The sequence below is a fragment of the Streptomyces sp. Qhu_M48 genome, assembly GCF_051305195.1.
In the GTDB taxonomy this organism is placed as follows: domain Bacteria; phylum Actinomycetota; class Actinomycetes; order Streptomycetales; family Streptomycetaceae; genus Streptomyces.
The window spans coordinates 2,466,654-2,491,902 of sequence record NZ_CP195432.1; the positions used below are offsets into that span (position 1 = coordinate 2,466,654).

At 71.7% G+C, this 25,249-nt stretch carries 23 protein-coding genes; 21 read left to right on the forward strand and 2 right to left on the reverse strand.

Annotation, left to right across the window (positions count from 1 at the left end; genetic code table 11):
- Positions 1 to 14: 14 nt before the first annotated feature.
- The gene (locus ACRRSS_RS11500; protein ID WP_435971108.1) at positions 15 to 2,177 is read right to left on the reverse strand and encodes an ATP-binding protein; all 2,163 of its coding nucleotides are present in this window, start codon (positions 2,175 to 2,177) and stop codon (positions 15 to 17) included.
- 156 nt (positions 2,178 to 2,333) lie between these two features.
- On the opposite strand from ACRRSS_RS11500, the gene ACRRSS_RS11505 reads away from it, so the two are divergent.
- The 15 genes from ACRRSS_RS11505 to nusB all read left to right on the forward strand — a co-directional run bounded on the left by ACRRSS_RS11505 (position 2,334) and on the right by nusB (position 16,278).
- Complete coding sequence (locus ACRRSS_RS11505; protein ID WP_435971109.1) at positions 2,334 to 2,771, forward strand: DUF948 domain-containing protein; 438 nt, start codon at positions 2,334 to 2,336, stop codon at positions 2,769 to 2,771.
- A 5-nt stretch (positions 2,772 to 2,776) separates the two neighbouring features.
- Positions 2,777 to 3,118, forward strand: coding sequence for a DUF6167 family protein (locus ACRRSS_RS11510; RefSeq protein ID WP_435971110.1), 342 nt, complete (start codon positions 2,777 to 2,779; stop codon positions 3,116 to 3,118).
- On the forward strand, positions 3,118 to 5,787 hold the full coding sequence (gene alaS / locus ACRRSS_RS11515; protein ID WP_435971111.1) for an alanine--tRNA ligase: 2,670 nt from the start codon (positions 3,118 to 3,120) through the stop codon (positions 5,785 to 5,787). The genes ACRRSS_RS11510 and alaS overlap by 1 nt, the downstream gene beginning before the upstream one ends.
- Before the next feature lie 2 nt (positions 5,788 to 5,789).
- Positions 5,790 to 6,254, forward strand: coding sequence for a Holliday junction resolvase RuvX (gene ruvX, locus ACRRSS_RS11520; protein WP_398006708.1), 465 nt, complete (start codon positions 5,790 to 5,792; stop codon positions 6,252 to 6,254).
- A 102-nt stretch (positions 6,255 to 6,356) separates the two neighbouring features.
- The gene (mltG, locus tag ACRRSS_RS11525; protein WP_435971112.1) at positions 6,357 to 8,162 is read left to right on the forward strand and encodes an endolytic transglycosylase MltG; all 1,806 of its coding nucleotides are present in this window, start codon (positions 6,357 to 6,359) and stop codon (positions 8,160 to 8,162) included.
- Positions 8,162 to 8,989 carry a shikimate dehydrogenase gene (locus ACRRSS_RS11530; RefSeq protein ID WP_435971113.1) on the forward strand — a complete coding sequence of 276 codons (828 nt, stop codon included), beginning with the start codon at positions 8,162 to 8,164 and terminating at the stop codon, positions 8,987 to 8,989. Before mltG ends, ACRRSS_RS11530 begins: the two co-directional genes overlap by 1 nt.
- Positions 8,990 to 9,042: 53 nt before the next feature.
- Positions 9,043 to 9,312 (forward strand): hypothetical protein, encoded by a 270-nt coding sequence (locus tag ACRRSS_RS11535; RefSeq protein WP_435971114.1) that lies wholly within the window; start codon positions 9,043 to 9,045, stop codon positions 9,310 to 9,312.
- Positions 9,313 to 9,426: 114 nt separating this feature from the next.
- Positions 9,427 to 10,611, forward strand: a complete 1,185-nt coding sequence (aroC, locus tag ACRRSS_RS11540; protein ID WP_435971115.1) for a chorismate synthase — start codon at positions 9,427 to 9,429, stop codon at positions 10,609 to 10,611.
- Complete coding sequence (locus ACRRSS_RS11545; RefSeq protein ID WP_435971116.1) at positions 10,608 to 11,129, forward strand: shikimate kinase; 522 nt, start codon at positions 10,608 to 10,610, stop codon at positions 11,127 to 11,129. Before aroC ends, ACRRSS_RS11545 begins: the two co-directional genes overlap by 4 nt.
- Positions 11,126 to 12,223 carry a 3-dehydroquinate synthase gene (aroB, locus tag ACRRSS_RS11550; RefSeq protein ID WP_435971117.1) on the forward strand — a complete coding sequence of 366 codons (1,098 nt, stop codon included), beginning with the start codon at positions 11,126 to 11,128 and terminating at the stop codon, positions 12,221 to 12,223. Before ACRRSS_RS11545 ends, aroB begins: the two co-directional genes overlap by 4 nt.
- Complete coding sequence (gene aroQ / locus ACRRSS_RS11555; RefSeq protein WP_435971118.1) at positions 12,220 to 12,666, forward strand: type II 3-dehydroquinate dehydratase; 447 nt, start codon at positions 12,220 to 12,222, stop codon at positions 12,664 to 12,666. Before aroB ends, aroQ begins: the two co-directional genes overlap by 4 nt.
- Before the next feature lie 485 nt (positions 12,667 to 13,151).
- Complete coding sequence (locus tag ACRRSS_RS11560; protein ID WP_435971119.1) at positions 13,152 to 13,985, forward strand: AAA family ATPase; 834 nt, start codon at positions 13,152 to 13,154, stop codon at positions 13,983 to 13,985.
- 124 nt (positions 13,986 to 14,109) lie between these two features.
- On the forward strand, positions 14,110 to 15,222 hold the full coding sequence (locus ACRRSS_RS11565; protein WP_435971120.1) for an aminopeptidase P family protein: 1,113 nt from the start codon (positions 14,110 to 14,112) through the stop codon (positions 15,220 to 15,222).
- 49 nt (positions 15,223 to 15,271) lie between these two features.
- Positions 15,272 to 15,838, forward strand: coding sequence for an elongation factor P (gene efp, locus ACRRSS_RS11570; RefSeq protein WP_073818654.1), 567 nt, complete (start codon positions 15,272 to 15,274; stop codon positions 15,836 to 15,838).
- Between the two features lie 2 nt (positions 15,839 to 15,840).
- A complete protein-coding gene (nusB, locus tag ACRRSS_RS11575) occupies positions 15,841 to 16,278 on the forward strand; it encodes a transcription antitermination factor NusB (RefSeq protein ID WP_351910410.1) in 438 nt (145 codons plus the stop codon).
- A gap of 216 nt (positions 16,279 to 16,494) precedes the next feature.
- Here the strand turns inward: nusB and bldD are convergent, their stop codons facing one another.
- Entirely contained in the window at positions 16,495 to 16,995 is a 501-nt protein-coding gene (bldD, locus tag ACRRSS_RS11580) for a transcriptional regulator BldD (RefSeq protein WP_015032294.1), read from the reverse strand.
- Between the two features lie 246 nt (positions 16,996 to 17,241).
- On the opposite strand from bldD, the gene pyrR reads away from it, so the two are divergent.
- The 6 genes from pyrR (at position 17,242) to carB (ending at position 25,193) form a co-directional block, all read left to right on the forward strand.
- Positions 17,242 to 17,808, forward strand: coding sequence for a bifunctional pyr operon transcriptional regulator/uracil phosphoribosyltransferase PyrR (pyrR, locus tag ACRRSS_RS11585; RefSeq protein ID WP_351909457.1), 567 nt, complete (start codon positions 17,242 to 17,244; stop codon positions 17,806 to 17,808).
- Positions 17,809 to 17,893: 85 nt separating this feature from the next.
- A complete protein-coding gene (locus ACRRSS_RS11590) occupies positions 17,894 to 18,874 on the forward strand; it encodes an aspartate carbamoyltransferase catalytic subunit (RefSeq protein ID WP_435971121.1) in 981 nt (326 codons plus the stop codon).
- 2 nt (positions 18,875 to 18,876) lie between these two features.
- Complete coding sequence (locus ACRRSS_RS11595) at positions 18,877 to 20,163, forward strand: dihydroorotase (protein ID WP_435971122.1); 1,287 nt, start codon at positions 18,877 to 18,879, stop codon at positions 20,161 to 20,163.
- Positions 20,160 to 20,732 carry a hypothetical protein gene (locus ACRRSS_RS11600; protein WP_435971123.1) on the forward strand — a complete coding sequence of 191 codons (573 nt, stop codon included), beginning with the start codon at positions 20,160 to 20,162 and terminating at the stop codon, positions 20,730 to 20,732. Before ACRRSS_RS11595 ends, ACRRSS_RS11600 begins: the two co-directional genes overlap by 4 nt.
- Positions 20,729 to 21,892: a glutamine-hydrolyzing carbamoyl-phosphate synthase small subunit gene (gene carA / locus ACRRSS_RS11605; RefSeq protein ID WP_435971124.1), complete on the forward strand. Its 1,164-nt coding sequence runs from the start codon at positions 20,729 to 20,731 to the stop codon at positions 21,890 to 21,892. The genes ACRRSS_RS11600 and carA overlap by 4 nt, the downstream gene beginning before the upstream one ends.
- Positions 21,885 to 25,193: a carbamoyl-phosphate synthase large subunit gene (carB, locus tag ACRRSS_RS11610; protein ID WP_435971125.1), complete on the forward strand. Its 3,309-nt coding sequence runs from the start codon at positions 21,885 to 21,887 to the stop codon at positions 25,191 to 25,193. The genes carA and carB overlap by 8 nt, the downstream gene beginning before the upstream one ends.
- Positions 25,194 to 25,249 lie beyond the last annotated feature (56 nt).

Sequence of the window (25,249 nt, forward strand, 5' to 3'; positions counted from 1 at the left end):
CACCCCCGCGGTGTTCAGCCCGCCGCTTCCCCGCCCTTTCCGGTGGGGGAGCCGGCGGGCTTCCGCGTTCCCGGGAGCGCCGTCGACCCGGCCCTGCGGAAGGGGCGCGGGGCGGACGCCGCGGCCGGGCCGCCGACGGCCGGATTCCGACGGGCCGCGAGCGCCCGCTCCACGACCTCCGCCGCCGACAGCGCCAGGCCCTCCCGGAACGCGGCGCCGTACGCCGCCGCCCCCAGCGCCTCCTCCGCCCGCTGCGCGCACAGCGTCCTCGGCGCGTCGAACGCCTCCGAGCCGAAGAGCCGGACCCCCACCGTCTCCCACACCGGCACCGCCGCCCCCTGGAGGACCGCCGCCTCCGCCGCGTGACCCTCGCTGACCGTCACCAGGGCCAGCAGCTCGACCGCCAGGACGAGGCCGACCAGGTCGCGGAAGGTGTGGTTGATGGACACGCACTCGGTGAGCAGCTCCCGAGCCTCCGCGTACGCGCCCCGGGTCCACGCCGAGTACGCCAGGACGTAGAGGGCGTACGCCCGGGCCCACAGCTCGCCCCGCTCCTCGCAGATCTCCCGCACCTCCCGGCAGAGGGCGACCGCCCCCTCCAGATCACCCCGGAAGGCCCGCGCCAGGGCCACCTCGATCTGTCCCATCAGCACGTTGCTGTTCAGCTCGCCGAGCTCGCGGTAGGCGTCGAGCGCCCGCCCGATCAGCTCCTCGGCCCTCGGCATGTCGTCCGTGAGCAGCGCGAGACAGCCCATCCGGTGCGTCGCGTACGCCTCCGCCAGCGCGTTGTGCGAGGACCTGGCCCGCTCCCCGCACTCGTGCAGCGCCGCCACCGCCGCCGTACCGTCCCCCTGGAGGACAGCCACGTAACCGAGCACCCACAGCGCCTTCAGCCGCGCCTCCTCGTGCCCCGACTCCAGGGCGAGCGACCGGTCCAGCCAGTGCCGGCCCTCGGACAGACGCCCGCAGCCCACCCACGCGAACCAGAGCGTGCCCGCCAGGTGCTGGGCGAGATGGGCGTCCTCCGGGGCCTCCAGACAGAGATCGAGGGCGGCCCGCAGATGCGGCAGCGCCACCTCCGTCAGGGCCGCCACCTCCGCCTGGCGCGGGCTGAACCACTCCAGCTCGCACCAGGTGGCCAGGCCCATGTACCAGTCGCGGTGTCGCCGCCGCATCCGCTCGGTGTCGTCGAGCGCCGCCAGCCACTCGGCCCCGTACGCGGCGACCGTGTCGAGCATCCGGTACGCGGGGCCCACGGGGGTGTCCTCCCGGGTGAGCAGCGACTGGGCGAGCAGCCCGCCGAGCAGATCCAGGACCCGCTCCGAGGGCAGTTCCGGTCCCCCGCACACGTACTCCACCGCCTCCAGGTCGAAGGGCCCGGGGAAGACGGAGAGCCGCGCCCAGAGGAGCCGCTCCTCCGGGGTGCACAGCTCGTGGCTCCAGCCGATGGCGGTGCGCAGCGTCCGATGCCGGGGGAGCGCCCCGCGCGCGCCGTCGGCGAGGAGCCGGAAGCGGTCGTCGAGGCGGCACAGCATCTGCCGGACGGAGAGAAGCGGGAGCCGGCCGGCCGCCAGTTCGAGGGCGAGCGGAATCCCGTCGAGCCGCCGGCACAGCTCCCGCACGGCGTCCTCCCCGGCCGGAGGGGCCGGGGCGCCCGCCTCCGCCGCCCGTTCCGCGAGGAGGGTCATCGCGTCCGCCTCGCCCAGCGGCGCCAGCCGGAACACGGCCTCGCCCGCCACCCGCAGCGGCCGCCGGCCGGCCGCCAGGACGGTCAGCCCGGGCGCGCGCTCCAGGAGCTCCAGCACCAGCGGCGCGCACTCCTCGACCAGGTGCTCGAAACCGTCGACGACCAGCAGCGTGCGCCGCTCCGCGAGGTGCTCCAGGAGCGCCTCGCGCGGGGTCCTCGGGGTGTGGTCGGTCAGGCCGAGCGCCTCGCCCAGGGCGTACTCGATCAGGTGGGCGTCGCGCAGCGGCGCGAGTTCGACGAGCCGGACCCCGTCGCCGTAGCGTTTCTGCACCGCCGCGGCGGCCCGCAGCGCCAGCCGGGTCTTGCCGACCCCGCCCACGCCCACCACCGTGACCAGGCGGGACGCGTCGAGGAGCGCCGTCAGCGCGGCCTGCTCGGCGACCCGTCCGACGAACCGGTTCAGCTCCGCCGGGAGATTGCTCCGTCGCATGGGACACGGAGCGTACTCACCCCCGCGCTCTCCGTACAATCGGTTCCCGTAACTCCCGTCCCACGGGCGGTAATGCGGTACGGGGGGAGAGCCCGGGCGCGATAGGGTCGGGGGACGACTTTCGACAGATCCGACGACAGCAGAGAGCGGTGCAGCGTGACCGGTGGAGAGGTTGCCGGGATCCTGGTGGCCGTCTTCTGGGCGATCCTGGTCTCCTTCCTCGCCGTGGTGCTGGTGAGGCTGGCCCAGACGCTCAGGGCGACCACCAGGATGGTGGCGGACGTGACCGAGCAGGCCGTTCCCCTGCTCGCCGACGCGTCCGCGACCGTCCGCTCGGCGCAGACCCAGCTCGACCGGGTCGACGCCATCGCCTCGGACGTCCAGGAGGTCACCTCCAACGCCTCCGCGCTCTCCTCCACGGTCGCCTCCACCTTCGGCGGCCCGCTCGTCAAGGTCGCCGCCTTCGGCTACGGGGTGCGCAAGGCGCTCGGCCGGGGCGGGGACGGCGAGGACACGCCGCGGGCCACCTCGCGCCGTACCGTGGTCGTCGGCCGAACCGTGCCGTCCTCGCGACGCCGGAAGCAGAAGGGCTGACCGCGATGTTCCGCCGTACGTTCTGGTTCACGGCCGGCGCAGCCGCCGGCGTGTGGGCCACCGCCAAGGTCAACCGGAAGCTGAAGCAGCTGACCCCCGAGAGCCTCGCGGCCCAGGCCGCGAACAAGGCGATCGACGCGGGCCACCGCCTCAAGGACTTCGCCCTCGACGTGAGGGTGGGCATGGTCCGGCGGGAGGCCGAACTGGAGGAGGCGCTCGGCCTGGACGCACCCGACCCGGGCCACGAGCTTCCGGAGCCGCGCCGCAGGACCGCGCTCGGCACCACCCCGTATCCGACCACGCATTCGATTCCCACGATCTCGTACAACCGGAATGAGGACCACTGATGGAGTCGGCTGAAATCCGCCGCCGCTGGCTGAGCTTCTTCGAGGAGCGCGGGCACACCGTCGTCCCTTCGGCGTCGCTCATCGCGGACGACCCGACTCTGCTGCTCGTCCCCGCCGGCATGGTGCCCTTCAAGCCCTACTTCCTGGGCGAGGTCAAGCCGCCCTTCTCGCGCGCCTCCAGCGTGCAGAAGTGTGTCCGTACGCCGGACATCGAAGAGGTCGGCAAGACCACCCGCCACGGCACGTTCTTCCAGATGTGCGGCAACTTCTCCTTCGGCGACTACTTCAAGGAAGGCGCCATCAAGCTCGCCTGGGAGCTGCTGACCTCCTCGGTCGAGCACGGCGGCTACGGGCTGGAGCCGGAGAAGCTCTGGATCACCGTCTACCAGGAGGACGACGAGGCCGAGCAGATCTGGCGCGACGTCATCGGCGTCCCCGCCGAGCGGATCCAGCGCCTCGGCAAGAAGGACAACTACTGGTCGATGGGCGTCCCCGGACCCTGCGGCCCCTGCTCCGAGATCAACTACGACCGCGGCCCCGAGTTCGGCGCCGAGGGCGGCCCGGCCGTCAACGACGAGCGGTACGTGGAGATCTGGAACCTGGTCTTCATGCAGTACGAGCGCGGTGAGGGCACGGGCAAGGACGACTTCCCGATCCTCGGCGAGCTCCCGTCGAAGAACATCGACACGGGCCTCGGCCTGGAGCGCCTGGCGATGATCCTCCAGGGCGTCCAGAACATGTACGAGACGGACACCCTCCAGGTCGTCATCGACAAGGCCACCGAGCTCACCGGCGTCGCCTACGGCAAGGCCCACGACAGCGACGTCTCGCTGCGCGTGGTCGCCGACCACATGCGTACCTCCGTGATGCTCATCGGCGACGGTGTCACCCCCGGCAACGAGGGCCGCGGCTACGTCCTGCGCCGCATCATGCGCCGCGCCGTCCGCAACATGCGCCTGCTCGGCGCCACCGGTCCGGTCGTCCAGGAGCTCGTCGACACCGTGATCGACACGATGGGCGAGCAGTACCCGGAGCTGGTCACCGACCGCAAGCGGATCGAGACCGTCGCCCTCGCCGAAGAGGCCGCCTTCCTGAAGGCCCTCAAGGGCGGCACCAACATCCTCGACACCGCCGTCACCGAGACCAAGGCCTCCGGCGGCACGATCCTCTCCGGCGACAAGGCGTTCCTGCTCCACGACACCTGGGGCTTCCCGATCGACCTCACCCTGGAGATGGCCTCCGAGCAGGGCCTCTCCGTGGACGAGGACGGCTTCCGCCGCCTGATGAAGGAGCAGCGGGACCGCGCCAAGGCCGACGCCAAGGCGAAGAAGACCGGCCACGCCGACATGACCTCGTACCGGGAGATCGCCGACAGCAACGGCGCCACCGAGTTCACCGGCTACACCAACACCGAGGGCGAGAGCACGGTCGTCGGTCTCCTCGTCAACGGCGTCTCCTCGCCGGCCGCCTCCGAGGGCGACGAGGTCGAGGTCGTCCTCGACCGCACCCCCTTCTACGCCGAGGGCGGCGGTCAGATCGCCGACCAGGGCCGGATCAAGCTGCACAGCGGCGCGGTCATCGAGATCCGTGACGTCCAGCAGCCGGTCCCGGGGGTCTCCGTGCACAAGGGTTCCGTGCAGGTCGGCGAGGTGACCGTGGGCGCCACCGCCTACGCCACCATCGACGTGCGCCGCCGCCGGGCCATCGCCCGCGCCCACTCGGCCACCCACCTCACCCACCAGGCGCTGCGCGACGCCCTCGGCCCGACGGCCGCCCAGGCCGGTTCCGAGAACCAGCCCGGCCGTTTCCGCTTCGACTTCGGTTCGCCGAACGCCGTCCCCGGCGCGGTCCTCACCGACGTCGAGCAGAAGATCAACGAGGTCCTCTCGCGCGAGCTGGAGGTGCACGCCGAGGTCATGCCGATCGACGAGGCCAAGCGGCAGGGCGCCATCGCCGAGTTCGGCGAGAAGTACGGCGAGAAGGTCCGCGTCGTCACCATCGGCGACTTCTCCAAGGAGCTGTGCGGCGGTACGCACGTCCACAACACCGCCCAGCTGGGCCTGGTGAAGCTGCTCGGCGAGTCCTCCATCGGCTCCGGCGTGCGCCGTATCGAGGCCCTCGTCGGCGTCGACGCGTACAACTTCCTCGCCAAGGAGCACACGGTCGTCGCCCAGCTCCAGGAGCTGGTCAAGGGCCGCCCGGAGGAGCTGCCGGAGAAGATCTCCTCCATGCTCGGCAAGCTGAAGGACGCCGAGAAGGAGATCGAGAAGTTCCGCGCGGAGAAGGTCCTCCAGGCCGCCGCCGGTCTCGTCGACTCCGCCCAGGACATCCGCGGCGTCGCCCTGGTGACCGGTCAGGTCCCGGACGGCACCGGCGCCGACGACCTGCGCAGGCTCGTCCTCGACGTGCGCGGGCGCATCTCGGGCGGCCGCCCGGCCGTCGTCGCCCTCTTCACCACGGCCAACGGCAAGCCGCTGACCGTCATCGCCACCAACGAGGCCGCCCGCGAGCGCGGTCTCAAGGCCGGCGAGCTGGTCCGCACCGCCGCCAAGACCCTCGGTGGCGGTGGCGGCGGCAAGCCGGACGTCGCCCAGGGCGGCGGCCAGAACCCGGAGGCCGTCGGCGAGGCCATCGCCGCCGTCGAGCGCCTCGTGGTGGAGACCGCGTGACGATGCGCCGCGGCCGCCGTATCGCGGTGGATGTCGGGGACGCCCGGATCGGGGTCGCCTCGTGCGACCCCGACGGGGTCCTCGCGACGCCGGTGGAGACCGTGCCGGGGCGTGACGTCCGGGCCGCCCACCGGCGGCTCCGCCAGATCGTCGAGGAGTACGAGCCGATCGAGGTCGTCGTGGGTCTGCCCCGCTCGCTCAGCGGGCGGGAGGGACCGGCCGCGACGAAGGTCCGTGCCTTCGCCGGGGAGATGGCCAAGGGCATCGCCCCGGTGCCGGTCCGGCTGGTCGACGAGCGGATGACCACGGTCACCGCGACCCAGGGGCTGCGGGCCTCCGGGGTGAAGGCGAAGAAGGGGCGGTCCGTCATCGACCAGGCCGCCGCTGTGATCATCCTTCAGAACGCTCTTGAGTCCGAACGGGTATCAGGTAATCCGCCCGGTGAGGGCGTCGAAGTGGTCATCTGATCGCGATACGGTAACGTTCCGCGCGATGCGGCGGTGTTCGAACAGCTACCGCACTACGTAGAGGCGGATCGTCCGGAAGCCTCGCGGCTGTTTTGGGGATCGATGACTGAGTATGGCCGGAGCCCCGGCTCCGAACCGTGGCACCCCGGGGACCCGCTCTACGGGGACCAGGGGTGGGAGGGCCAGCAGCAGTACCCGCATCCGCAGCAGCCGAACCAGTACGGCCAGGGCGGTCACGGCTACGAGGACTCGTACGGCCAGGGCGGCCAGGAGTACGAGGCCGACCCGTACCAGCAGCAGCATGCTCAGCAGCAGTACCAGCAGCAGCCGCAGGGGTATGTCGACCCGCAGCAGTACCAGCAGCAGTCGCAGCACCAGCACCAGCACCAGCAGCAGCCTCAGCAGCAGGCGCAGCACCAGCCTCAGCACTACCAGCAGTCGTACGAACAGCAGCAGTACGGGACGGGGTACCCGGGCGGTTACGACACGCCCGGGAACCTCGGACAGCAGTACGACGGTCACTGGGAGACGGGCCAGGCGGCCATGCCGTACGGCACGACCCCGGCCGATCCGTACGGCGGTCAGAACCCGGACCTCTACGGCACCCCCGAGGCCTACCCTCCCCCCCAGCCTCCCGGCCGACGCCAGAACCCGCCGGAGCCGGTCGTCGACTGGGAACCGGAGGAAGAGGCGCGTCCCGATCCGGAGGAGGAGAAGCACCCCTTCTTCACCGGCGACGACGAGCCGGACGACGGGTACGAGGAAGAGCCCGGGCGCGGCGGCCGGGGCTCCCGCGGCGGCGATCGCGAACGCCGGAGCAAGGCGAAGAAACGCAAGGGCAAGAACGGCGCGGCCTGCCTGGTCGTCGCGCTCGTCCTGGTCGGCGGCGTCGGCGGCATCGGGTACTTCGGCTACCAGTTCTGGCAGGGCCAGTTCGGCGCGGCCGAGGACTACGCGGGCAGCGGCAGCGGGGACGTCCAGATCGAGATCCCCAAGGGCGCGTACGGCAACGAGATCGGCAACATCCTGAAGAAGGCGGGCGTCGTCAAGAGCGTCGACGCCTTCGTCTCGGCGCAGCTGCAGAACCCGAAGGGCAACTCCATCCAGGCGGGCGTCTACACGCTCAAGAAGGAGATGTCGGCGGAGAGCGCGGTCACGCTGATGCTCGACCCGGCGAGCCAGAGCAACTTCGTCATCCCCGAGGGCCGGCGCAACGTCTGGGTCTACGAGCAGATCGACAGGAAGCTCGGCCTCGAAGCCGGTACGACGAAGGACATCGCCAGGACCAGGGCCGGCGAGCTCGGTCTCCCGGAATGGGCGGTGAACCACAAGAACGTGAAGGACCCGCTGGAGGGCTTCCTCTTCCCGGCGAGCTACCCGGTGGCCAAGGGCAGCAAGCCCGAGGACGCGCTCCGCAAGATGGTCGGCCGCGCGAACCAGGAGTACGCCAAGCTCGACCTGGAGGCCAAGGCGCAGGAGCTCGGGGTCGAAAGCCCCTGGGAGATCGTCACGATCGCCAGTCTCGTCCAGGCGGAGGGCACGTCGCACGACGACTTCCGCAAGATGGGAGAGGTCGTCTACAACCGGCTCAAGCCGTCGAACCCGCAGACCTTCGGCGGGCTCGAGTTCGACTCGACGTACAACTACATCAAGAACCAGAGCAAGCTGGACCTCTCGCTCGCGGAGGTCCGGAAGTACAACAGCCCGTACAACACGTACTTCGTCAAGGGCCTGCCGCCCGGTCCGATCGGCAACCCCGGACTGGAGGCGCTCCAGGGAGCGCTCAACCCGACGAACGACGGGTGGTACTACTTCATCTCGCTCGACGGCAAGACCTCCAAGTTCACGAAGACGAACGCCGAGCACCAGAAGCTCGTCGACCAGTTCAACGAGTCGAGGAAGAACTGATGGCGTCACCACGCCGCGCGGCGGTGCTGGGATCGCCGATCGCCCACTCGCTCTCCCCGGTCCTGCACCGGGCCGCGTACGCCGCACTCGGCCTCGACGGCTGGTCGTACGACCGCTTCGAGGTCGACGAGGCCGGGCTGGCCGGCTTCGTCGGCGAACTGGACGGCGCCTGGGCCGGGCTCTCGCTGACCATGCCGCTCAAGCGGGCGATCATCCCGCTGCTCGACGAGATCAGCGACACGGCCGCCTCCGTCGAGGCGGTGAACACCGTCGTCCTCCGCGAGGACGGGCGACGGGTCGGCGACAACACCGACATCCCCGGCATGATCGCCGCCCTGCGCGAGCGGGGTGTCGAGAAGGTGGAGTCGGCGGCGATCCTCGGCGCCGGAGCCACCGCCTCCTCCGCGCTCGCCGCGCTGGCCCGGATCTGCGCCGGGCCCGTCACCGCGTACGTACGGAGCGAGGCGCGCGCCGCGGAGATGCGGGGCTGGGGCGAGCGGCTCGGGGTGGACGTCCGTACCGCGGCCTGGGACGACGCGGCGGAGGCCTTCACCGCCCCGCTGGTCGTCGCGACCACCCCGGCCGGTACGACGAACGCCCTGGCGGGCGCCGTACCGGACACCGTGGGGACCCTTTTCGACGTCCTGTACGACCCCTGGCCGACGGCGCTCGCCGCGGCCTGGTCCGAGCACGGCGGAAAGGTGGTCGGCGGCCTCGACCTCCTCGTCCACCAGGCCGTGCTCCAGGTCGAGCAGATGACGGGCGTCCCCAGGGCGCCGCTGGCCGCGATGCGCGCGGCGGGGGAGCGGGCGCTGGCCGCCCGCTAGGGAACGAACGGCGCCGGGGACCGACCGGCGCCGCAGGGGAGAGTACGGGGGACATGAGCGGGGAACTGGTGTTGGCGTCCAAGTGGGACGCCGCTCTCGACGTGGTGCGATTTCTCTGGGTGGGGTTCTTCAGCGACCTGCCCGCGTGGGCGCGGTACACCGTGCTGGGACTCTTCGGATCGACCGTCGTGTACGGCTTCGTCTCCTGGCTGCGGAAGCGTTCCGCCCACGCCCCGAAGGACGAGGGGACCCTCCAGGAGGACGAGGAGACCGTCCAGGAGGGCGGGGAGACCGTCCAGGAGGACGGGACGCGCGTCCGATAGCTGGACCGGCGACCAAGCCGACGCCCCGGACGTGGGAGGATCGGGGATGGCGGGCCAGGGCCGCGCACCCGGCCGCGCCGTCGCAGTGCCCAGGCGCGAGCATGAGGAGCATCGTTGAGCAGGTTGCGTTGGCTGACCGCTGGGGAATCCCACGGACCCGCGCTGGTCGCGACGCTGGAGGGTCTTCCCGCCGGCGTCCCGGTCACCACAGAGCTGGTGGCGGACCACCTCGCGCGGCGACGCCTCGGCTATGGGCGTGGCGCCCGGATGAAGTTCGAGCAGGACGAGATCACCTTCCTGGGCGGGGTCCGCCACGGACTCTCCCTCGGCTCCCCGATCGCCGTCATGGTCGGCAACACCGAGTGGCCCAAGTGGGAGAAGGTCATGTCGGCCGACCCGGTCGACCCCGCCGAGCTCAAGGAGACGGGCCGCAACGCCCCCCTGACCCGGCCCCGGCCCGGCCACGCCGACCTCGCCGGCATGCAGAAGTACGGCTTCGACGAGGCCCGGCCGATCCTGGAGCGCGCCAGCGCCCGGGAGACCGCCGCCCGTGTCGCGCTCGGCGCCGTCGCCCGCTCCTTCATCAAGGAGGCGGCGGGCATCGAGATCGTGTCGCACGTCGTCGAGCTGGCCGCCGCCAAGGCGCCGTACGGCGTCTACCCGACCCCCGCCGACGTCGAGAGGCTCGACGCCGACCCGGTCCGCTGCCTCGACGCCGACGCGTCGAAGGCGATGGTCGCGGAGATCGACCAGGCCCACAAGGACGGCGACACCCTCGGCGGAGTCGTCGAGGTCCTGGCCTACGGCGTGCCCGTCGGGCTCGGTTCGCACGTCCACTGGGACCGGCGTCTCGACGCCCGGCTCGCCGCGGCCCTCATGGGCATCCAGGCCATCAAGGGCGTCGAGGTCGGCGACGGCTTCGACCTGGCCCGCGTGCCCGGTTCGAAGGCCCACGACGAGATCGTCCGCACCGAGGACGGCATCAGGCGCACCTCCGGCCGCTCCGGCGGCACCGAGGGCGGCCTGACCACCGGCGAGCTGCTGCGCGTCCGCGCCGCGATGAAGCCCATCGCGACCGTCCCGCGCGCCCTCGCCACCATCGACGTCGCCACCGGCGAGGCCGCGGCCGCCCACCACCAGCGTTCCGACGTGTGCGCCGTCCCCGCCGCCGGTATCGTCGCCGAGGCCATGGTCGCGCTCGTCCTCGCGGACGCCGTCGTCGAGAAGTTCGGCGGCGACAGCGTCCCCGAGACGCGCCGCAACGTGCGGTCGTACCTCGACAACCTGTCCATCCGGTGACCGCCGGGCCACTGGTCGTCCTCGTCGGCCCCATGGGCTCCGGCAAGTCCACGGTGGGCGCGCTCCTGGCCGAACGGCTCGGCGCGCCCTACCGGGACACCGACGCCGACATCGTCGCCGCCGAGGGACGCGAGATCTCCGACATCTTCGTCGAGGACGGCGAGGAGCACTTCCGCGCCCTCGAACGGGACGCGGTCGCCGCTGCCGTCGCCGAACACGAGGGCGTCCTCGCCCTCGGCGGCGGCGCGATCCTCGACGCCGGCACCCGTGCCCGCCTCGCCGGGCTGCCCGTCGCGTACCTCTCGATGGACGTCGAGGAGGCGGTCCGGCGCGTCGGCCTGAACACCGCGCGGCCGCTGCTCGCCGTCAACCCGCGCCGCCAGTGGCGCGAGCTGATGGAGGCGCGCCGCCACCTTTACACCGAAGTCGCGCGGGCCGTCGTCACGACCGACGACCGCACCCCCGAAGAGGTCGCGGACGCGGTCCTCTCGGCACTGGATCTGAAGAAGGACGCATGACGACGGACCAGGAAGTCACCCGCATCCCTGTCGCGGGCAGCGCGGGCACGGATCCGTACGAGGTGCTGGTCGGCCGGCAGCTGCTCGGCGAGCTCCCGGCCCTGATCGGCAAGCAGGCCAAGCGGGTCGCGGTGATCCACCCGGAGGCGCTCGCCGACACGGGTGAGGTGCTCCGCGCCGACCTCGCCGACCAGGGCTACGAGGCGGTCGCCATCCAGGTGCCGAACGCCGAGGAGGCGAAGACCGTCGAGGTCGCCGCCTACTGCTGGAAGGCGCTCGGCCAGACCGGCTTCACGCGCAGCGACGTCATCGTCGGCGTCGGTGGCGGCGCCACCACCGACCTGGCCGGCTTCGTGGCCGCGACCTGGCTGCGGGGCGTCCGCTGGATCGCGGTGCCGACCACGGTCCTGGCCATGGTCGACGCGGCCGTCGGCGGCAAGACGGGCATCAACACCGCGGAGGGCAAGAACCTCGTCGGCGCCTTCCACCCGCCCGCCGGAGTCCTCTGCGACCTCGCCGCCCTCGACTCGCTGCCGGTCAACGACTACGTCAGCGGTCTCGCGGAGATCATCAAGGCCGGCTTCATCGTCGACCCGGTGATCCTCGACCTCATCGAGGAGGACCCGCAGGCCGCCCGTACCCCGGCCGGTCCGCACACCGCCGAACTGCTCGTCCGCTCGATCAAGGTCAAGGCGGAGGTCGTCTCCGGCGACCTCAAGGAGTCGGGCCGCCGGGAGATCCTCAACTACGGCCACACCCTCGCCCACGCCATCGAGAAGAACGAGCGGTACAAGTGGCGTCACGGCGCCGCCGTCTCCGTCGGCATGGTCTTCGCCGCCGAACTCGGCCGTCTGGCCGGGCGCCTCGACGACGCCACCGCCGACCGGCACCGCGCCGTCCTGGAGTCCGTCGGGCTGCCGCTCACCTACCGCGGCGACCAGTGGCCGAAGCTCCTGGAGACCATGCGGGTCGACAAGAAGTCCCGCGGCGACCTGCTCCGCTTCATCGTGCTCGACGGCATCGGCAGGCCGACCGTCCTGGAGGGCCCCGACCCGGCGGTCCTGATCGCGGCGTACGGCGAGGTGTCGGCGTGAGCGAGCCGCGTCCGGTTCTGGTGCTCAACGGCCCCAACCTCGGCCGGCTCGGCTCCCGCGAGCCCGACATCTACGGCGCCACCTCCTACAAGGGTCTCGTCGAGTCCTGCCGCACCCTCGGCGCGGAGCTCGGCTTCGACGTCGAGGTGCGGGAGACCAACGACGAGGGCGAGATGATCCGCTGGCTCCACGAGGCGGCCGACCGCTCGGTCCCCGTGGTCATCAACCCGGGCGCGTTCACCCACTACTCGTACGGGATGCGGGACGCGGCCGCCCAGCGGACGGCCCCGCTGATCGAGGTGCACATCTCGAACCCCTACGCCCGGGAGGAGTTCCGGCACACCTCGGTCGTCGCGGCCGTGGCGACCGGGACGGTCGCCGGGTTCGGGATCGGTTCCTACCGGCTGGCCCTGCGGGCGCTCGCCGAGCAACTGGCCGGCTGACAGGACGCCAGGCCGGCCGGGCACCTGGGGAAGTCCCCGGCCGTTCCCCGTGTGGGGGCCGGGGACGGTAACGTTCCGGCGCACCGGATACATCAGGCGTACGAGCGTACGAGACGGAGTGGCACCGGATGCAGCACGCAGTGGGGGGTCCGCTGCCACCGCCCGAGCGATCGGGCCAGGCGCCCGGCCGGAGCACTGCCCAGGGTCCCGGCCCGGGGCTGGGGCCCGGCGGCGGGCAGGGCCCCGGCCCCGGACAGGGTCCCGGCCCCGGACAGGGCGCAGGAGTGGGACAGGGACCCGGCCCCGGACAGGGACCTGTTCCCGGTCACGGTCAGGGACCCGTTCCGGTGCCCGGGACCGTCCCCGGTGCCGGACCCGAGACCGTCCCCGGTGCGGGAAGCGGTGTCCAGGGCGGGAGTCCGCCCGTTCCGCCGCCTCCGCCGGGCGCCCCGTATCCGGGGCCGCCCCCCGGACCCCGGCTCGGTGTGCACCCGACCGTCCAGGCCGGCGGCCCCAGGCCGCCGCAGGCGTCGCCGCCCCCGCGTACCGCTCCTCCGCAGGCCTCGCCCCCCGCGGGGCCCGGGGCGGCCGGCTGGGGCGCCCCCGGAGCCGCGCCGCAGCGTTCCGGCGGGCCGCAGCACCCGGGCGGCTCCCCTTACCCCGGCGTGGCTCCCCAGCGCGCCGACCTCACCGGCCAGGTACCGCTGCCGCCCGTCGCCGCGCCGCTCGCGCCGCCGGTGGAGCACGGCCTCGGCACCGGCGCGGCCACCCTCGCCGTCCTGCTCATCGGCCCGGCGGGCGCCGGGAAGACGACCGTGGCCCGGCACTGGGCCCAGCGCCGGGCGGTGCCCACCGCGCACATCAGCCTCGACGACGTCCGCGAGTGGGTCTGCTCCGGTTTCGCCGACCCGCAGTCCGGGTGGAACGAGCACTCCGAGGCGCAGTACCGGCTCGCCCGCCGCACCTGCGGCTTCGCCGCGCGCAACTTCCTCGCCAACGGCATCTCCTGCATCGTCGACGACGCCGTCTTCCCCGACCGGCCCGTCGTCGGCCTCGGCGGCTGGAAGCGTCATGTCGGCCCCGGCCTGCTGCCGGTGGTGCTCCTGCCCGGCCTGGAGGTCGTCCTGGAGCGGAACGCCGAGCGCAGCGGCAACCGGCGCCTCTCGGACGAGGAGGTCGCCGCCATCCACGGACGCATGGCCGGCTGGTACGGCTCCGGCCTGCCGATCATCGACAACTCCACGTACGACGTCGAGACCACCGCCCGGGTCCTCGACGACATCCTCGCCCGGGCGATCGCCAGCCCGCCCACCTGGTGAGCTCCGGGGCTGCCGGGCCGGTCCTCCTGGACCGGAGCGGGGCCCCGGCCGCGCAGGCGGGCGTCCTGCCCCGGCCGGCCGCGCAGAACAGGCCACCGCGGCGCGCTGCTCGTAGGCTCGGAGCATGTCAGAGGTGTATGCGGACCGCCGTGTACGGCTGCGCGATCGCTGCGCGGCCGCGGGCAGCCCGGCGGCCCTGGTCTCCCGCCCCGCCAACGTCCGCTATCTCGCGGGTGGCTCGCCCCCGGGCGCGGTCCTCCTCCTCGGGCCCGAGCCGGAGGCGGACGTCCTGCTCTGCCCGGTCGCGCCCAGCGGTGAACCGGCCGACGGACGGCTCGACGAACTCCTCCGCCGGCAGGTCCTCCCCGTAGGGGGCGGAGATCCGGCCGTCGCCGCCGTCGACCTCGCCCGCCGGGCGGGAGCCGACGCGCTCGCCGTCGAGGAGCACGACCTGACCGTGGCCCGGCACCGGGCCATGGGCTCCGTCGCGCCCGGAGTGCGTCTCGCCGACCTCGCCTGCGCCGTCGAGCAGCTCAGGATCGTCAAGGACGAGGACGAGATCGCCTGCCTGCGCATCGCCGCCGAGATCGCCGACCAGGCGCTCGGCGAGCTCCTGGAGTCGATCCTGGTGGGGCGGACCGAGCGCCACCTCGCGCTGGAACTGGAGCGGCGTCTCGTCGACCACGGCGCCGACGGCGCCGCCTTCCCCACCTCGGTCGCCACCGGCCCGCACTCCGGTCGGCGACGCCACCGGCCCACCGACCGCCGGGTCGAGGAGGGTGATTTCCTCTCCGTCTGCCTCGGCGCCGACTACCGCGGCTACCGGTGCGAGATCGGTCGCACCTTCGTCATAGGGACGGCCCCGGCCGACTGGCAGATCGAGCTGTACGAGCTCGTCTTCGCCGCTCAGCGGGCCGGACGGGAGTCCCTCGTACCGGGCGCCGAGTACCGCGACGTGGACCGCGCGGCCCGCCAGATCCTGGACGCGGCGGGGCACGCGGAGGCCGCCGTACCCCTCACCGGGCACGGTGTGGGGCTCGAAATCGACGAGGACCCGCAGCTCTCACCCTCGGCCATGGGTAAACTGGACGCTTGTGTGCCGGTCACCGTCGAACCGGGGGTCCACCTCCCGGGCCGGGGCGGAGTCCGGATCGATGACACGCTCGTCGTGCGCCAGGAGGCGGACGGCGGACCCGAGCTACTCACCATCACGACCAAGGAGCTGCTCGCGCTGTAAGGCGCGTACGCCTCCACGGTCCCACGTCAGTCCAGGAGATTCCGCAACCGTGGCTTCCACGAACGACCTCAAGAACGGCATGGTGCTCAAGCTCGAAGGCGGCCAGCTCTGGTCCGTCGTCGAGTTCCAGCACGTCAAGCCCGGCAAGGGCCCGGCCTTCGTGCGCACCAAGCTCAAGAACGTGCTGTCCGGCAAGGTCGTCGACAAGACCTTCAACGCCGGCGTGAAGGTCGAGACGGCCACCATCGACCGCCGTGACATGCAGTTCTCCTACATGGACGGCGACTACTTCGTCTTCATGGACATGGAGACGTACGACCAGCTGATGGTCGAGCGCAAGGCCGTCGGCGACGCCGCCAACTTCCTGATCGAGGGCTTCACCGCCTCCGTCGCGCAGCACGAGGGCTCGGTGCTCTACGTCGAGCTGCCGGCCGCCGTGGTGCTGACGATCGAGCACACCGACCCGGGCGTCCAGGGCGACCGCTCCACCGGCGGCACCAAGCCCGCCAAGCTGGAGACCGGCCACGAGATCCAGGTCCCGCTCTTCATCACCACCGGTGAGAAGGTCAAGGTCGACACCCGCACCAGCGACTACCTCGGCCGGGTGAACGACTAACCGTGGCCGCTCGGAGCAAGGCCCGCAAGCGCGCCTTCCAGATCCTCTTCGAGGCCGACCAGCGTGGCGCCTCCGTCCAGGAGGTCCTCGCGGACCAGGTCCGGCACGCGCGGTCGGACGACCGTCAGCCGCCGGTCAACGATTTCACCATGCAGCTGGTCGAGGGGTACGCCGCCCACGTGGCGCGGATCGACGAGCTCATCGCGACCTACGCGGTGGACTGGGACCTCGACCGGATGCCCGTCGCCGACCGGAACATCGTGCGCCTCGGCGCGTACGAGCTGATCTGGGAGGACGGCACGCCGGACGCGGTCGCGATCGACGAGGCGGTGCAGCTCGCCAAGGAGTTCTCCACGGACGAGTCCCCGACCTTCGTCAACGGTCTGCTGGCGCGCTTCAAGGACTTGAAGCCGCGTCTGCGCCGGGACGCCGACGCCTGATCCTGTAGACGTCACCGGCGGCCGAAGGGGCCCGCAGCACTCGTGCTGCGGGCCCCTTCGACGTACCCCCGGCTCGGTGTCCCCGCAGCCGCACGGCCCCCGTACAGCCGGCCGTACAGCCGTTCGGCCTGGGCTCGCACGAAAGCGCCGGGCCCGTGGACGTCGGATGACGTGCACGGGCCCGGCGGTACGTTTCTGCTGTGACCTCGGAAGGGGTCAGTTCTCCTCGTGGGCGACCGCGCGGCGCGCGTCCGCGTCCAGCACGCCCCAGCTGATCAGCTGCTCGGTGAGGACCGAGGGGGACTGGTCGTAGATCACGGCCAGGGTGCGCAGGTCGTCCTGACGGATCGACAGCACCTTGCCGTTGTAGTCGCCGCGCTGCGACTGGATCGTCGCCGCGTAGCGCTGGAGCGGGCCCGCCTTCTCCTGGGGGACGTGCGCCAGGCGCTCCAGGTCCAGGACGAGCTTCGGCGGCGGCTCGGCGGCCCCGCCCGGAGTGGTGCCCGGCAGGAGCTCCTGCACCGGCACCCCGTAGAAGTCGGCCAGCTCGGCAAGCCGCTGCACGGTCACCGCGCGGTCGCCACGCTCGTACGAACCGACCACCACGGCCTTCCAGCGGCCCTGGGACTTCTCCTCCACCCCGTGGAGGGAGAGACCCTGCTGGGTGCGGATGGCACGGAGTTTGGCCCCGAGCTGCTTTGCGTATTCGCTGGACATAACGCTCCCGGACGCTGTGACGACATGCGGCTGCGCCGCGCGGCTGGTAACTCACTGTGAGGTTACGCAGCGTTACTCTTTCCCGTCAAGCCGAATGGTCCGTACCGCCCCCCTCCCGGGGGACGGCGCCCGGAGTGGCGACCGGGGTGCGGGGAAGGTTCCCGTCCGCCCCTGGTATCGTTGACGTCGCAAATCCGACGTCCTTTAAGAGCCGTCCCGTGAGGCGGAGAAGGAGGTCCGTTTTTCATGGACACCCAGCAGCAGTACAGCGACGACGCGCGCCCCGTTCTGGAGGCGCCGGACATCGCGCGGGTCCTGACCCGCATCGCACACGAGATCGTCGAGCGCGCCAAGGGTGCCGACGACGTGGTCCTCCTCGGCATTCCCACCCGCGGTGTCTTCCTCGCCCGCCGGCTCGCCGAGAAGCTCGAATCCATCACCGGCACCAAGATCCCGGTCGGCTCCCTCGACATCACCATGTACCGGGACGACCTGCGGATGAAGCCGGCGCGCGCCCTCGGCCGCACCGAGATCCCCGGTGACGGCGTCGACGGCCGCCTGGTCGTCCTCGTCGACGACGTGCTCTTCTCCGGCCGCACCATCCGCGCCGCCCTCGACGCCCTCGGCGACATCGGCCGCCCCCGTGCGGTCCAGCTCGCCGTGCTCGTCGACCGCGGCCACCGCGAGCTTCCGATCCGCGCCGACTACGTCGGCAAGAACCTCCCCACGTCGCTGCGGGAGACGGTCAAGGTCCAGCTCGCCGAGGAGGACGGTCGCGACACCGTCCTGCTCGGTGCCAGGCCCACCGCCTAGCCGGACCGGCTTCCCCCGCGCGGGACCGGGCCACCCCCCGCGCCCCCGCACGCCCTCACACTCCCCACCACGGAGAGACACCCCGATGATGCGTCACCTCATCTCGGCCGCCGACCTCACCCGCGACGACGCCGTCCTGATCCTCGACACCGCCGAGGAGATGGCCCGGGTGGCCGACCGGCCCATCAGGAAGCTGCCGACCCTGCGCGGCCGGACCATCTGCAACCTCTTCTTCGAGGACTCCACCCGGACCCGGATCTCCTTCGAGGCCGCCGAGAAGCGACTCTCCGCCGACGTGATCAACTTCGCGGCCAAGGGCTCCAGCGTCTCCAAGGGCGAGTCCCTCAAGGACACCGCGCAGACCCTGGAGGCCATGGGCGTCGACGCGGTCGTCATCCGGCACGGCGCCTCCGGAGCCCCGTACCGCCTCGCCACCTCCGGCTGGATCGACGCCCCCGTCGTCAACGCCGGCGACGGAACCCACCAGCACCCCACCCAGGCCCTCCTGGACGCCTTCACCATGCGCCGCCGCCTCGTCGGCCGGGACGCCGGGCTCGGCAAGGACCTCGAAGGCAAGCGGATCACGCTCGTCGGCGACGTCCTGCACAGCCGGGTCGCCCGCTCCAACGTCGACCTGCTGCACACCCTCGGCGCCGAGGTCACCCTGGTGGCCCCGCCCACCCTGGTCCCCGTCGGCGTCGAGACCTGGCCCTGCGAGATCTCGTACGACCTCGACCGGGTGCTGCCGAAGTCCGACGCGGTCATGATGCTGCGTGTGCAGCGCGAGCGGATGAACGCCGCCTTCTTCCCCACCGAGCGCGAGTACTCGCGCCGGTACGGGCTCGACGGCGAGCGGATGGCGAAGATGCCCGAGCACGCCATCGTCATGCACCCCGGCCCCATGGTCCGCGGCATGGAGATCACCGCCGAGGTCGCCGACTCCGACCGCTGCACGGTCGTCGAGCAGGTCGCCAACGGCGTCTCCATCCGGATGGCGGTCCTCTACCTGCTTCTGGGCGGCAACGACTCCGCCGTCACCCACACCCGCACCGAGGAGAACAAGTAACCATGAGCAAGATCCTTATCCGCGGTGCGCAGGTCCTGGGCGGCGAGGTCCAGGACGTCCTGATCGACGGCGAGACCATCGCCGAGGTGGGCACCGGCCTGACCGCCGAGGGCGCCACCGTGATCGAGGCCGAGGGCCAGATCCTGCTGCCCGGCCTGGTCGACCTCCACACCCACCTGCGGGAGCCCGGCCGCGAGGACTCCGAGACCGTCCTCACCGGCACCCGCGCCGCCGCCTCCGGCGGCTACACGGCCGTCTTCGCCATGGCCAACACCCACCCGGTCGCCGACACCGCCGGCGTCGTCGAGCAGGTCTACCGGCTCGGCAAGGAGTCCGGCTACTGCGACGTGCAGCCCATCGGCGCCGTCACCGTCGGCCTGGAGGGCAGGAAGCTCGCCGAGCTCGGCGCCATGCACGACTCCGCCGCCGGTGTCACCGTCTTCTCCGACGACGGCAAGTGCGTCGACGACGCCGTGATCATGCGCCGCGCCCTGGAGTACGTGAAGGCCTTCGACGGCGTCGTCGCCCAGCACGCCCAGGAGCCCCGCCTCACCGAGGGCGCCCAGATGAACGAGGGCATCGTCTCGGCCGAGCTCGGACTCGGCGGCTGGCCGGCCGTCGCCGAGGAGTCGATCATCGCCCGCGACGTCCTCCTCGCCGAGCACGTCGGCTCCCGCGTCCACATCTGCCACCTCTCCACCGCCGGCTCCGTCGAGATCGTCCGCTGGGCCAAGTCCCGCGGCATCGACGTCACCGCCGAGGTCACCCCGCACCACCTCCTCCTCACGGACGAGCTGGTCCGCTCGTACAACCCGGTCTACAAGGTCAACCCGCCGCTGCGCACGGAGAAGGACGTCCTCGCCCTCCGCGAGGCGCTGGCCGACGGCACGATCGACATCGTCGCCACCGACCACGCCCCGCACCCGCACGAGGACAAGGACTGCGAGTGGGCCGCGGCCGCCATGGGCATGGTCGGCCTGGAGACCGCGCTCTCCGTCGTCCAGCAGACGATGGTCGAGACCGGTCTCCTCGACTGGGCCGGCGTCGCCGACCGGATGTCCTTCGCGCCCGCCCGCATCGGACGGGCCAAGGGCCACGGACGTCCCGTCTCGGCTGGTGAGCCCGCGAACCTGACGCTGGTCGATCCGGCTTACCGTGGTGTCGTGGACCCCGCGGAGTTCGCCTCCCGCAGCCGCAACACCCCCTACGAGGGCCGTGAGCTGCCGGGACGCGTCACCCACACCATCCTGCGGGGCCGGGCAACGGTCGTGGACGGGAAGCTGGCGTGACACCACTCATCGCAATCGCCGCAGAGGCAGCCGATCAGAAGTCGGCGGAGGTGACCGACTGGGCCGGACGGCTCGGCTGGGTCGCCGGACTGCTGCTCTTCATCGCCTTCGTGTACTGGCTCATGCGCCAGGGATGGAAGTGGCGCGGCAGCCTCCAGTCCGACCTCCCCGAGCTGCCGGAGGTGCCCGCCACGGGCGCCGAGGCGACACTGAAGCTCACCGGCCGGTACCACGGCTCGACGACCGCCGGGCAGTGGCTCGACCGGATCGTCGCCCACGGTCTCGGCACCCGAAGCCGCGTCGAGCTCACCCTCACCGACGCCGGGATCGCGGTCGTACGCCCCGGGGCGAACGACTTCTTCGTCCCGGCCGAGGCCCTGCGCGAGGCACGCCTCGACAAGGGCATCGCCGGCAAGGTCCTCGCCGAGGGCGGCCTGCTGATCGTCACCTGGGCGCACGGCGACCAGCTGATCGACTCCGGCTTCCGCTCCGACCGGGCGGCCGAGCACACCGCCTGGGTCGAGGCCATCAACTCCATGATCCACACGACGGAAGGCATCGCACGATGACCACCTCCATCCAGGGAGTCGCCTCTCAGAGGCAGAAGGCCGCTCCCGCCGTACTCGTCCTGGAGGACGGCCGCACCTTCCGCGGCCGCGCCTACGGGGCCGTGGGGGAGACCTTCGGCGAGGCCGTGTTCTCCACCGGCATGACCGGCTACCAGGAGACCCTCACCGACCCGTCGTACCACCGCCAGGTCGTGGTCATGACGGCCCCGCACGTCGGCAACACCGGCGTCAACGACGAGGATCCCGAGTCCGGCCGCATCTGGGTCTCCGGCTACGTCGTCCGCGACCCCGCCCGCGTCTCCTCCAACTGGCGCGCCCGCCGCTCGCTCGACGAGGAGCTGGAGCGCCAGGGCGTCGTCGGCATCTCCGGCATCGACACCCGCGCCCTCACCCGCCACCTGCGCGAGCGCGGCGCCATGCGAGTCGGCATCTTCTCCGGCGACGCCTGGACGGGCGTCCGCGACGAGGCCCTGCTCGCCCGGGTCCAGGCGCAGCCCGAGATGAAGGGCGCGAACCTCTCCGCCGAGGTCGCCACCAAGGAGACGTACGTCGTCCCCGCGATCGGTACGAAGAAGTTCACCGTCGCCGCCGTCGACCTCGGCATCAAGGGCATGACCCCGCGCCGGATGGCCGAGCGCGGCATCGAGGTCCACGTGCTGCCCGCCACCGCCACCGCCGAGGACATCTACGCCGTCCAGCCCGACGGCGTGTTCTTCTCCAACGGCCCCGGCGACCCGGCCACCGCCGACGGTCCCGTCGCCGTCATGCGCGCCGTCCTGGAGCGGAGGACGCCGCTCTTCGGCATCTGCTTCGGCAACCAGATCCTCGGCCGCGCGCTCGGCTTCGGCACCTACAAGCTGAAGTACGGCCACCGGGGCATCAACCAGCCGGTCCAGGACCGCACCACCGGCAAGGTCGAGGTCACCGCGCACAACCACGGCTTCGCCGTCGACGCGCCCCTCGACAGGGTCTCCGACACGCCCTTCGGGCGCGCCGAGGTCTCCCACGTCTGTCTGAACGACCAGGTCGTCGAAGGCCTCCAGCTGCTCGACCAGCCGGCCTTCTCCGTCCAGTACCACCCCGAGGCGGCCGCGGGCCCGCACGACGCCGCGTACCTCTTCGACCGTTTCGTATCGCTGATGGAGGCCGAGCGTGCCTAAGCGCACCGATATCCAGTCCGTCCTGGTCATCGGCTCCGGCCCGATCGTCATCGGACAGGCCGCCGAGTTCGACTACTCCGGCACCCAGGCCTGCCGCGTCCTCAAGGCCGAGGGCCTGCGGGTGATCCTGGTCAACTCCAACCCGGCCACGATCATGACCGACCCGGAGATCGCCGACGCCACGTACGTCGAGCCGATCACCCCCGAGTTCGTCGAGAAGATCATCGCCAAGGAGCGCCCCGACGCCCTCCTGCCCACCCTCGGCGGCCAGACCGCGCTCAACACCGCGATCTCCATGCACGAGCAGGGCGTCCTGGAGAAGTACGGCGTCGAGCTCATCGGCGCCAACGTCGAGGCCATCAACAAGGGCGAGGACCGCGACCTCTTCAAGGGCGTCGTGGAGGCCGTCAAGGCCAAGATCGGTTACGGCGAGTCCGCCCGCTCGGTCATCTGCCACTCCATGGACGACGTGATCCAGGGCGTCGAGACGCTCGGCGGCTACCCCGTCGTCGTCCGCCCCTCCTTCACCATGGGCGGCGCCGGCTCCGGCTTCGCCCACGACGAGGAGGAGCTGCGCCGCATCGCCGGCCAGGGCCTCACGCTCTCCCCGACCACCGAGGTGCTCCTGGAGGAGTCCATCCTCGGCTGGAAGGAGTACGAGCTGGAGCTGATGCGCGACAAGAACGACAACGTCGTGGTCGTCTGCTCCATCGAGAACTTCGACCCGATGGGCGTCCACACCGGTGACTCGATCACCGTCGCCCCGGCGATGACGCTCACCGACCGCGAGTACCAGCGGCTGCGCGACATCGGCATCGCGATCATCCGCGAGGTCGGCGTCGACACCGGCGGCTGCAACATCCAGTTCGCGATCGACCCGGTCGACGGCCGGATCATCGTCATCGAGATGAACCCGCGCGTCTCCCGCTCCTCGGCGCTCGCCTCCAAGGCGACCGGCTTCCCGATCGCCAAGATCGCGGCCCGGCTCGCCGTCGGCTACACGCTGGACGAGATCCCCAACGACATCACGGAGAAGACCCCGGCGTCCTTCGAGCCCACGCTCGACTACGTCGTCGTCAAGGCCCCGCGCTTCGCCTTCGAGAAGTTCCCCTCCGCCGACTCCACGCTGACCACGACCATGAAGTCGGTCGGCGAGGCCATGGCGATCGGCCGCAACTTCACCGAGGCGCTCCAGAAGGCCCTGCGCTCCCTGGAGAAGAAGGGCTCGCAGTTCACCTTCGTGGGCGAGCCCGGCGACAAGGCCGAGCTGCTGCGCGAGGCGGTCCGCCCCACCGACGGCCGTATCAACACGGTCATGCAGGCGATCCGGGCCGGCGCCACCCCGGAGGAGGTCTTCGAGTCCACGAGGATCGACCCCTGGTTCGTCGACCAGCTCTTCCTGATCAAGGAGATCGCCGACGAGCTGGCCGCCGCCGAGAAGCTCGAGCCCGAGATCCTCGCCGAGGCCAAGCGCCACGGCTTCTCCGACGCCCAGATCGCCGAGATCCGGGGCCTGCGCGAGGACGTCGTCCGCGAGGTCCGGCACGCCCTCGGCGTCCGCCCGGTCTACAAGACGGTCGACACCTGCGCCGCCGAGTTCGCCGCCAAGACGCCGTACTTCTACTCCTCGTACGACGAGGAGAGCGAGGTCGCGCCCCGCACCAAGCCCGCGGTGATCATCCTGGGCTCCGGCCCGAACCGCATCGGTCAGGGCATCGAGTTCGACTACTCCTGCGTCCACGCCTCCTTCGCCCTGAGCGACGCCGGCTACGAGACCGTGATGGTCAACTGCAACCCGGAGACCGTCTCGACGGACTACGACACCTCCGACCGCCTGTACTTCGAGCCGCTGACGCTGGAGGACGTCCTCGAGATCGTCCACGCCGAGACGCTCGCCGGCCCCGTCGCCGGTGTCGTCGTCCAGCTCGGCGGCCAGACCCCGCTGGGCCTGTCGCAGGCGCTCAAGGACAACGGCGTGCCGGTCGTCGGCACCTCCCCGGAGGCCATCCACGCCGCCGAGGACCGCGGCGCCTTCGGCCAGGTCCTCGCCGAGGCGGGCCTCCCCGCCCCCAAGCACGGCACCGCGACCACCTTCGCCGGCGCCAAGGCCATCGCCGACGAGATCGGCTACCCCGTCCTCGTACGCCCGTCGTACGTGCTCGGCGGGCGCGGCATGGAGATCGTCTACGACGAGACCCGCCTGGAGTCGTACATCGCCGAGTCCACCGAGATCAGCCCCACCCGGCCGGTCCTGGTCGACCGCTTCCTCGACGACGCCATCGAGATCGACGTCGACGCGCTCTACGACGGCCAGGAGCTCTACCTCGGCGGCGTCATGGAGCACATCGAGGAGGCCGGCATCCACTCCGGCGACTCGGCCTGCGCCCTGCCCCCGATCACCCTCGGCGGCTTCGACATCAAGCGCCTGCGCGCCTCCACCGAGGCCATCGCCAAGGGCGTCGGCGTGCGGGGCCTGATCAACATCCAGTTCGCGATGGCCGGCGACATCCTCTACGTCCTGGAGGCCAACCCGCGCGCCTCCCGGACCGTCCCCTTCACCTCGAAGGCGACCGCCGTCCCGCTCGCGAAGGCCGCCGCCCGCATCTCGCTCGGCGCCACCGTCGCCGAGCTGCGCGCCGAGGGCCTGCTGCCGAGGACCGGTGACGGCGGCACCCTGCCGCTCGACGCGCCGATCTCCGTCAAGGAGGCCGTGATGCCGTGGTCGCGCTTCCGCGACGTGCACGGCCGCGGCGTCGACACCGTCCTCGGCCCGGAGATGCGCTCCACCGGCGAGGTCATGGGCATCGACGCGGTCTTCGGCACGGCGTACGCCAAGTCGCAGGCCGGCGCCTACGGCCCGCTGCCCACCAAGGGCCGCGCCTTCATCTCGGTCGCCAACCGCGACAAGCGCTCGATGATCTTCCCGGCCCGCGAACTCGTCGCCCACGGCTTCGAGCTGCTCGCCACCTCCGGCACCGCCGAGGTCCTCAAGCGCAACGGCATCAACGCCACGATCGTGCGCAAGCTGAGCGAGGGCGAGGGCCCCGACGGCGAGAAGACGATCGTCCAGCTCATCCACGACGGCCAGGTCGACCTGATCGTCAACACCCCGTACGGCACCGGCGGCCGCCTCGACGGCTACGAGATCCGTACGGCCGCGGTGGCGCGCAGCGTCCCCTGCCTCACCACGGTCCAGGCGCTCGCCGCGGCCGTCCAGGGCATCGACGCGCTCAACCGCGGCGACGTGGGCGTCCGCTCGCTCCAGGAGCACGCGGAACACCTGATCGCGGCCCGCGACTAGCAGCCCGTACGAGGAGGGGGACACCGGCAGGACCTGCGGTGTCCCCCTCGTCATGA

What these genes read in the sequence shown, in the direction of transcription:
- ACRRSS_RS11500 (WP_435971108.1), bottom strand. Translation starts at nt 2,177, where the DNA reads ATGCGACGGAGCAATCTCCCGGCGGAGCTGAACCGGTTCGTCGGACGG.
- ACRRSS_RS11510 (WP_435971110.1), top strand. Translation starts at nt 2,777, where the DNA reads ATGTTCCGCCGTACGTTCTGGTTCACGGCCGGCGCAGCCGCCGGCGTG.
- alaS (WP_435971111.1), top strand. Translation starts at nt 3,118, where the DNA reads ATGGAGTCGGCTGAAATCCGCCGCCGCTGGCTGAGCTTCTTCGAGGAG.
- ruvX (WP_398006708.1), top strand. Translation starts at nt 5,790, where the DNA reads ATGCGCCGCGGCCGCCGTATCGCGGTGGATGTCGGGGACGCCCGGATC.
- mltG (WP_435971112.1), top strand. Translation starts at nt 6,357, where the DNA reads ATGACTGAGTATGGCCGGAGCCCCGGCTCCGAACCGTGGCACCCCGGG.
- ACRRSS_RS11530 (WP_435971113.1), top strand. Translation starts at nt 8,162, where the DNA reads ATGGCGTCACCACGCCGCGCGGCGGTGCTGGGATCGCCGATCGCCCAC.
- ACRRSS_RS11535 (WP_435971114.1), top strand. Translation starts at nt 9,043, where the DNA reads ATGAGCGGGGAACTGGTGTTGGCGTCCAAGTGGGACGCCGCTCTCGAC.
- aroB (WP_435971117.1), top strand. Translation starts at nt 11,126, where the DNA reads ATGACGACGGACCAGGAAGTCACCCGCATCCCTGTCGCGGGCAGCGCG.
- ACRRSS_RS11565 (WP_435971120.1), top strand. Translation starts at nt 14,110, where the DNA reads ATGTCAGAGGTGTATGCGGACCGCCGTGTACGGCTGCGCGATCGCTGC.
- bldD (WP_015032294.1), bottom strand. Translation starts at nt 16,995, where the DNA reads ATGTCCAGCGAATACGCAAAGCAGCTCGGGGCCAAACTCCGTGCCATC.
- pyrR (WP_351909457.1), top strand. Translation starts at nt 17,242, where the DNA reads ATGGACACCCAGCAGCAGTACAGCGACGACGCGCGCCCCGTTCTGGAG.
- ACRRSS_RS11590 (WP_435971121.1), top strand. Translation starts at nt 17,894, where the DNA reads ATGATGCGTCACCTCATCTCGGCCGCCGACCTCACCCGCGACGACGCC.
- ACRRSS_RS11595 (WP_435971122.1), top strand. Translation starts at nt 18,877, where the DNA reads ATGAGCAAGATCCTTATCCGCGGTGCGCAGGTCCTGGGCGGCGAGGTC.
- carA (WP_435971124.1), top strand. Translation starts at nt 20,729, where the DNA reads ATGACCACCTCCATCCAGGGAGTCGCCTCTCAGAGGCAGAAGGCCGCT.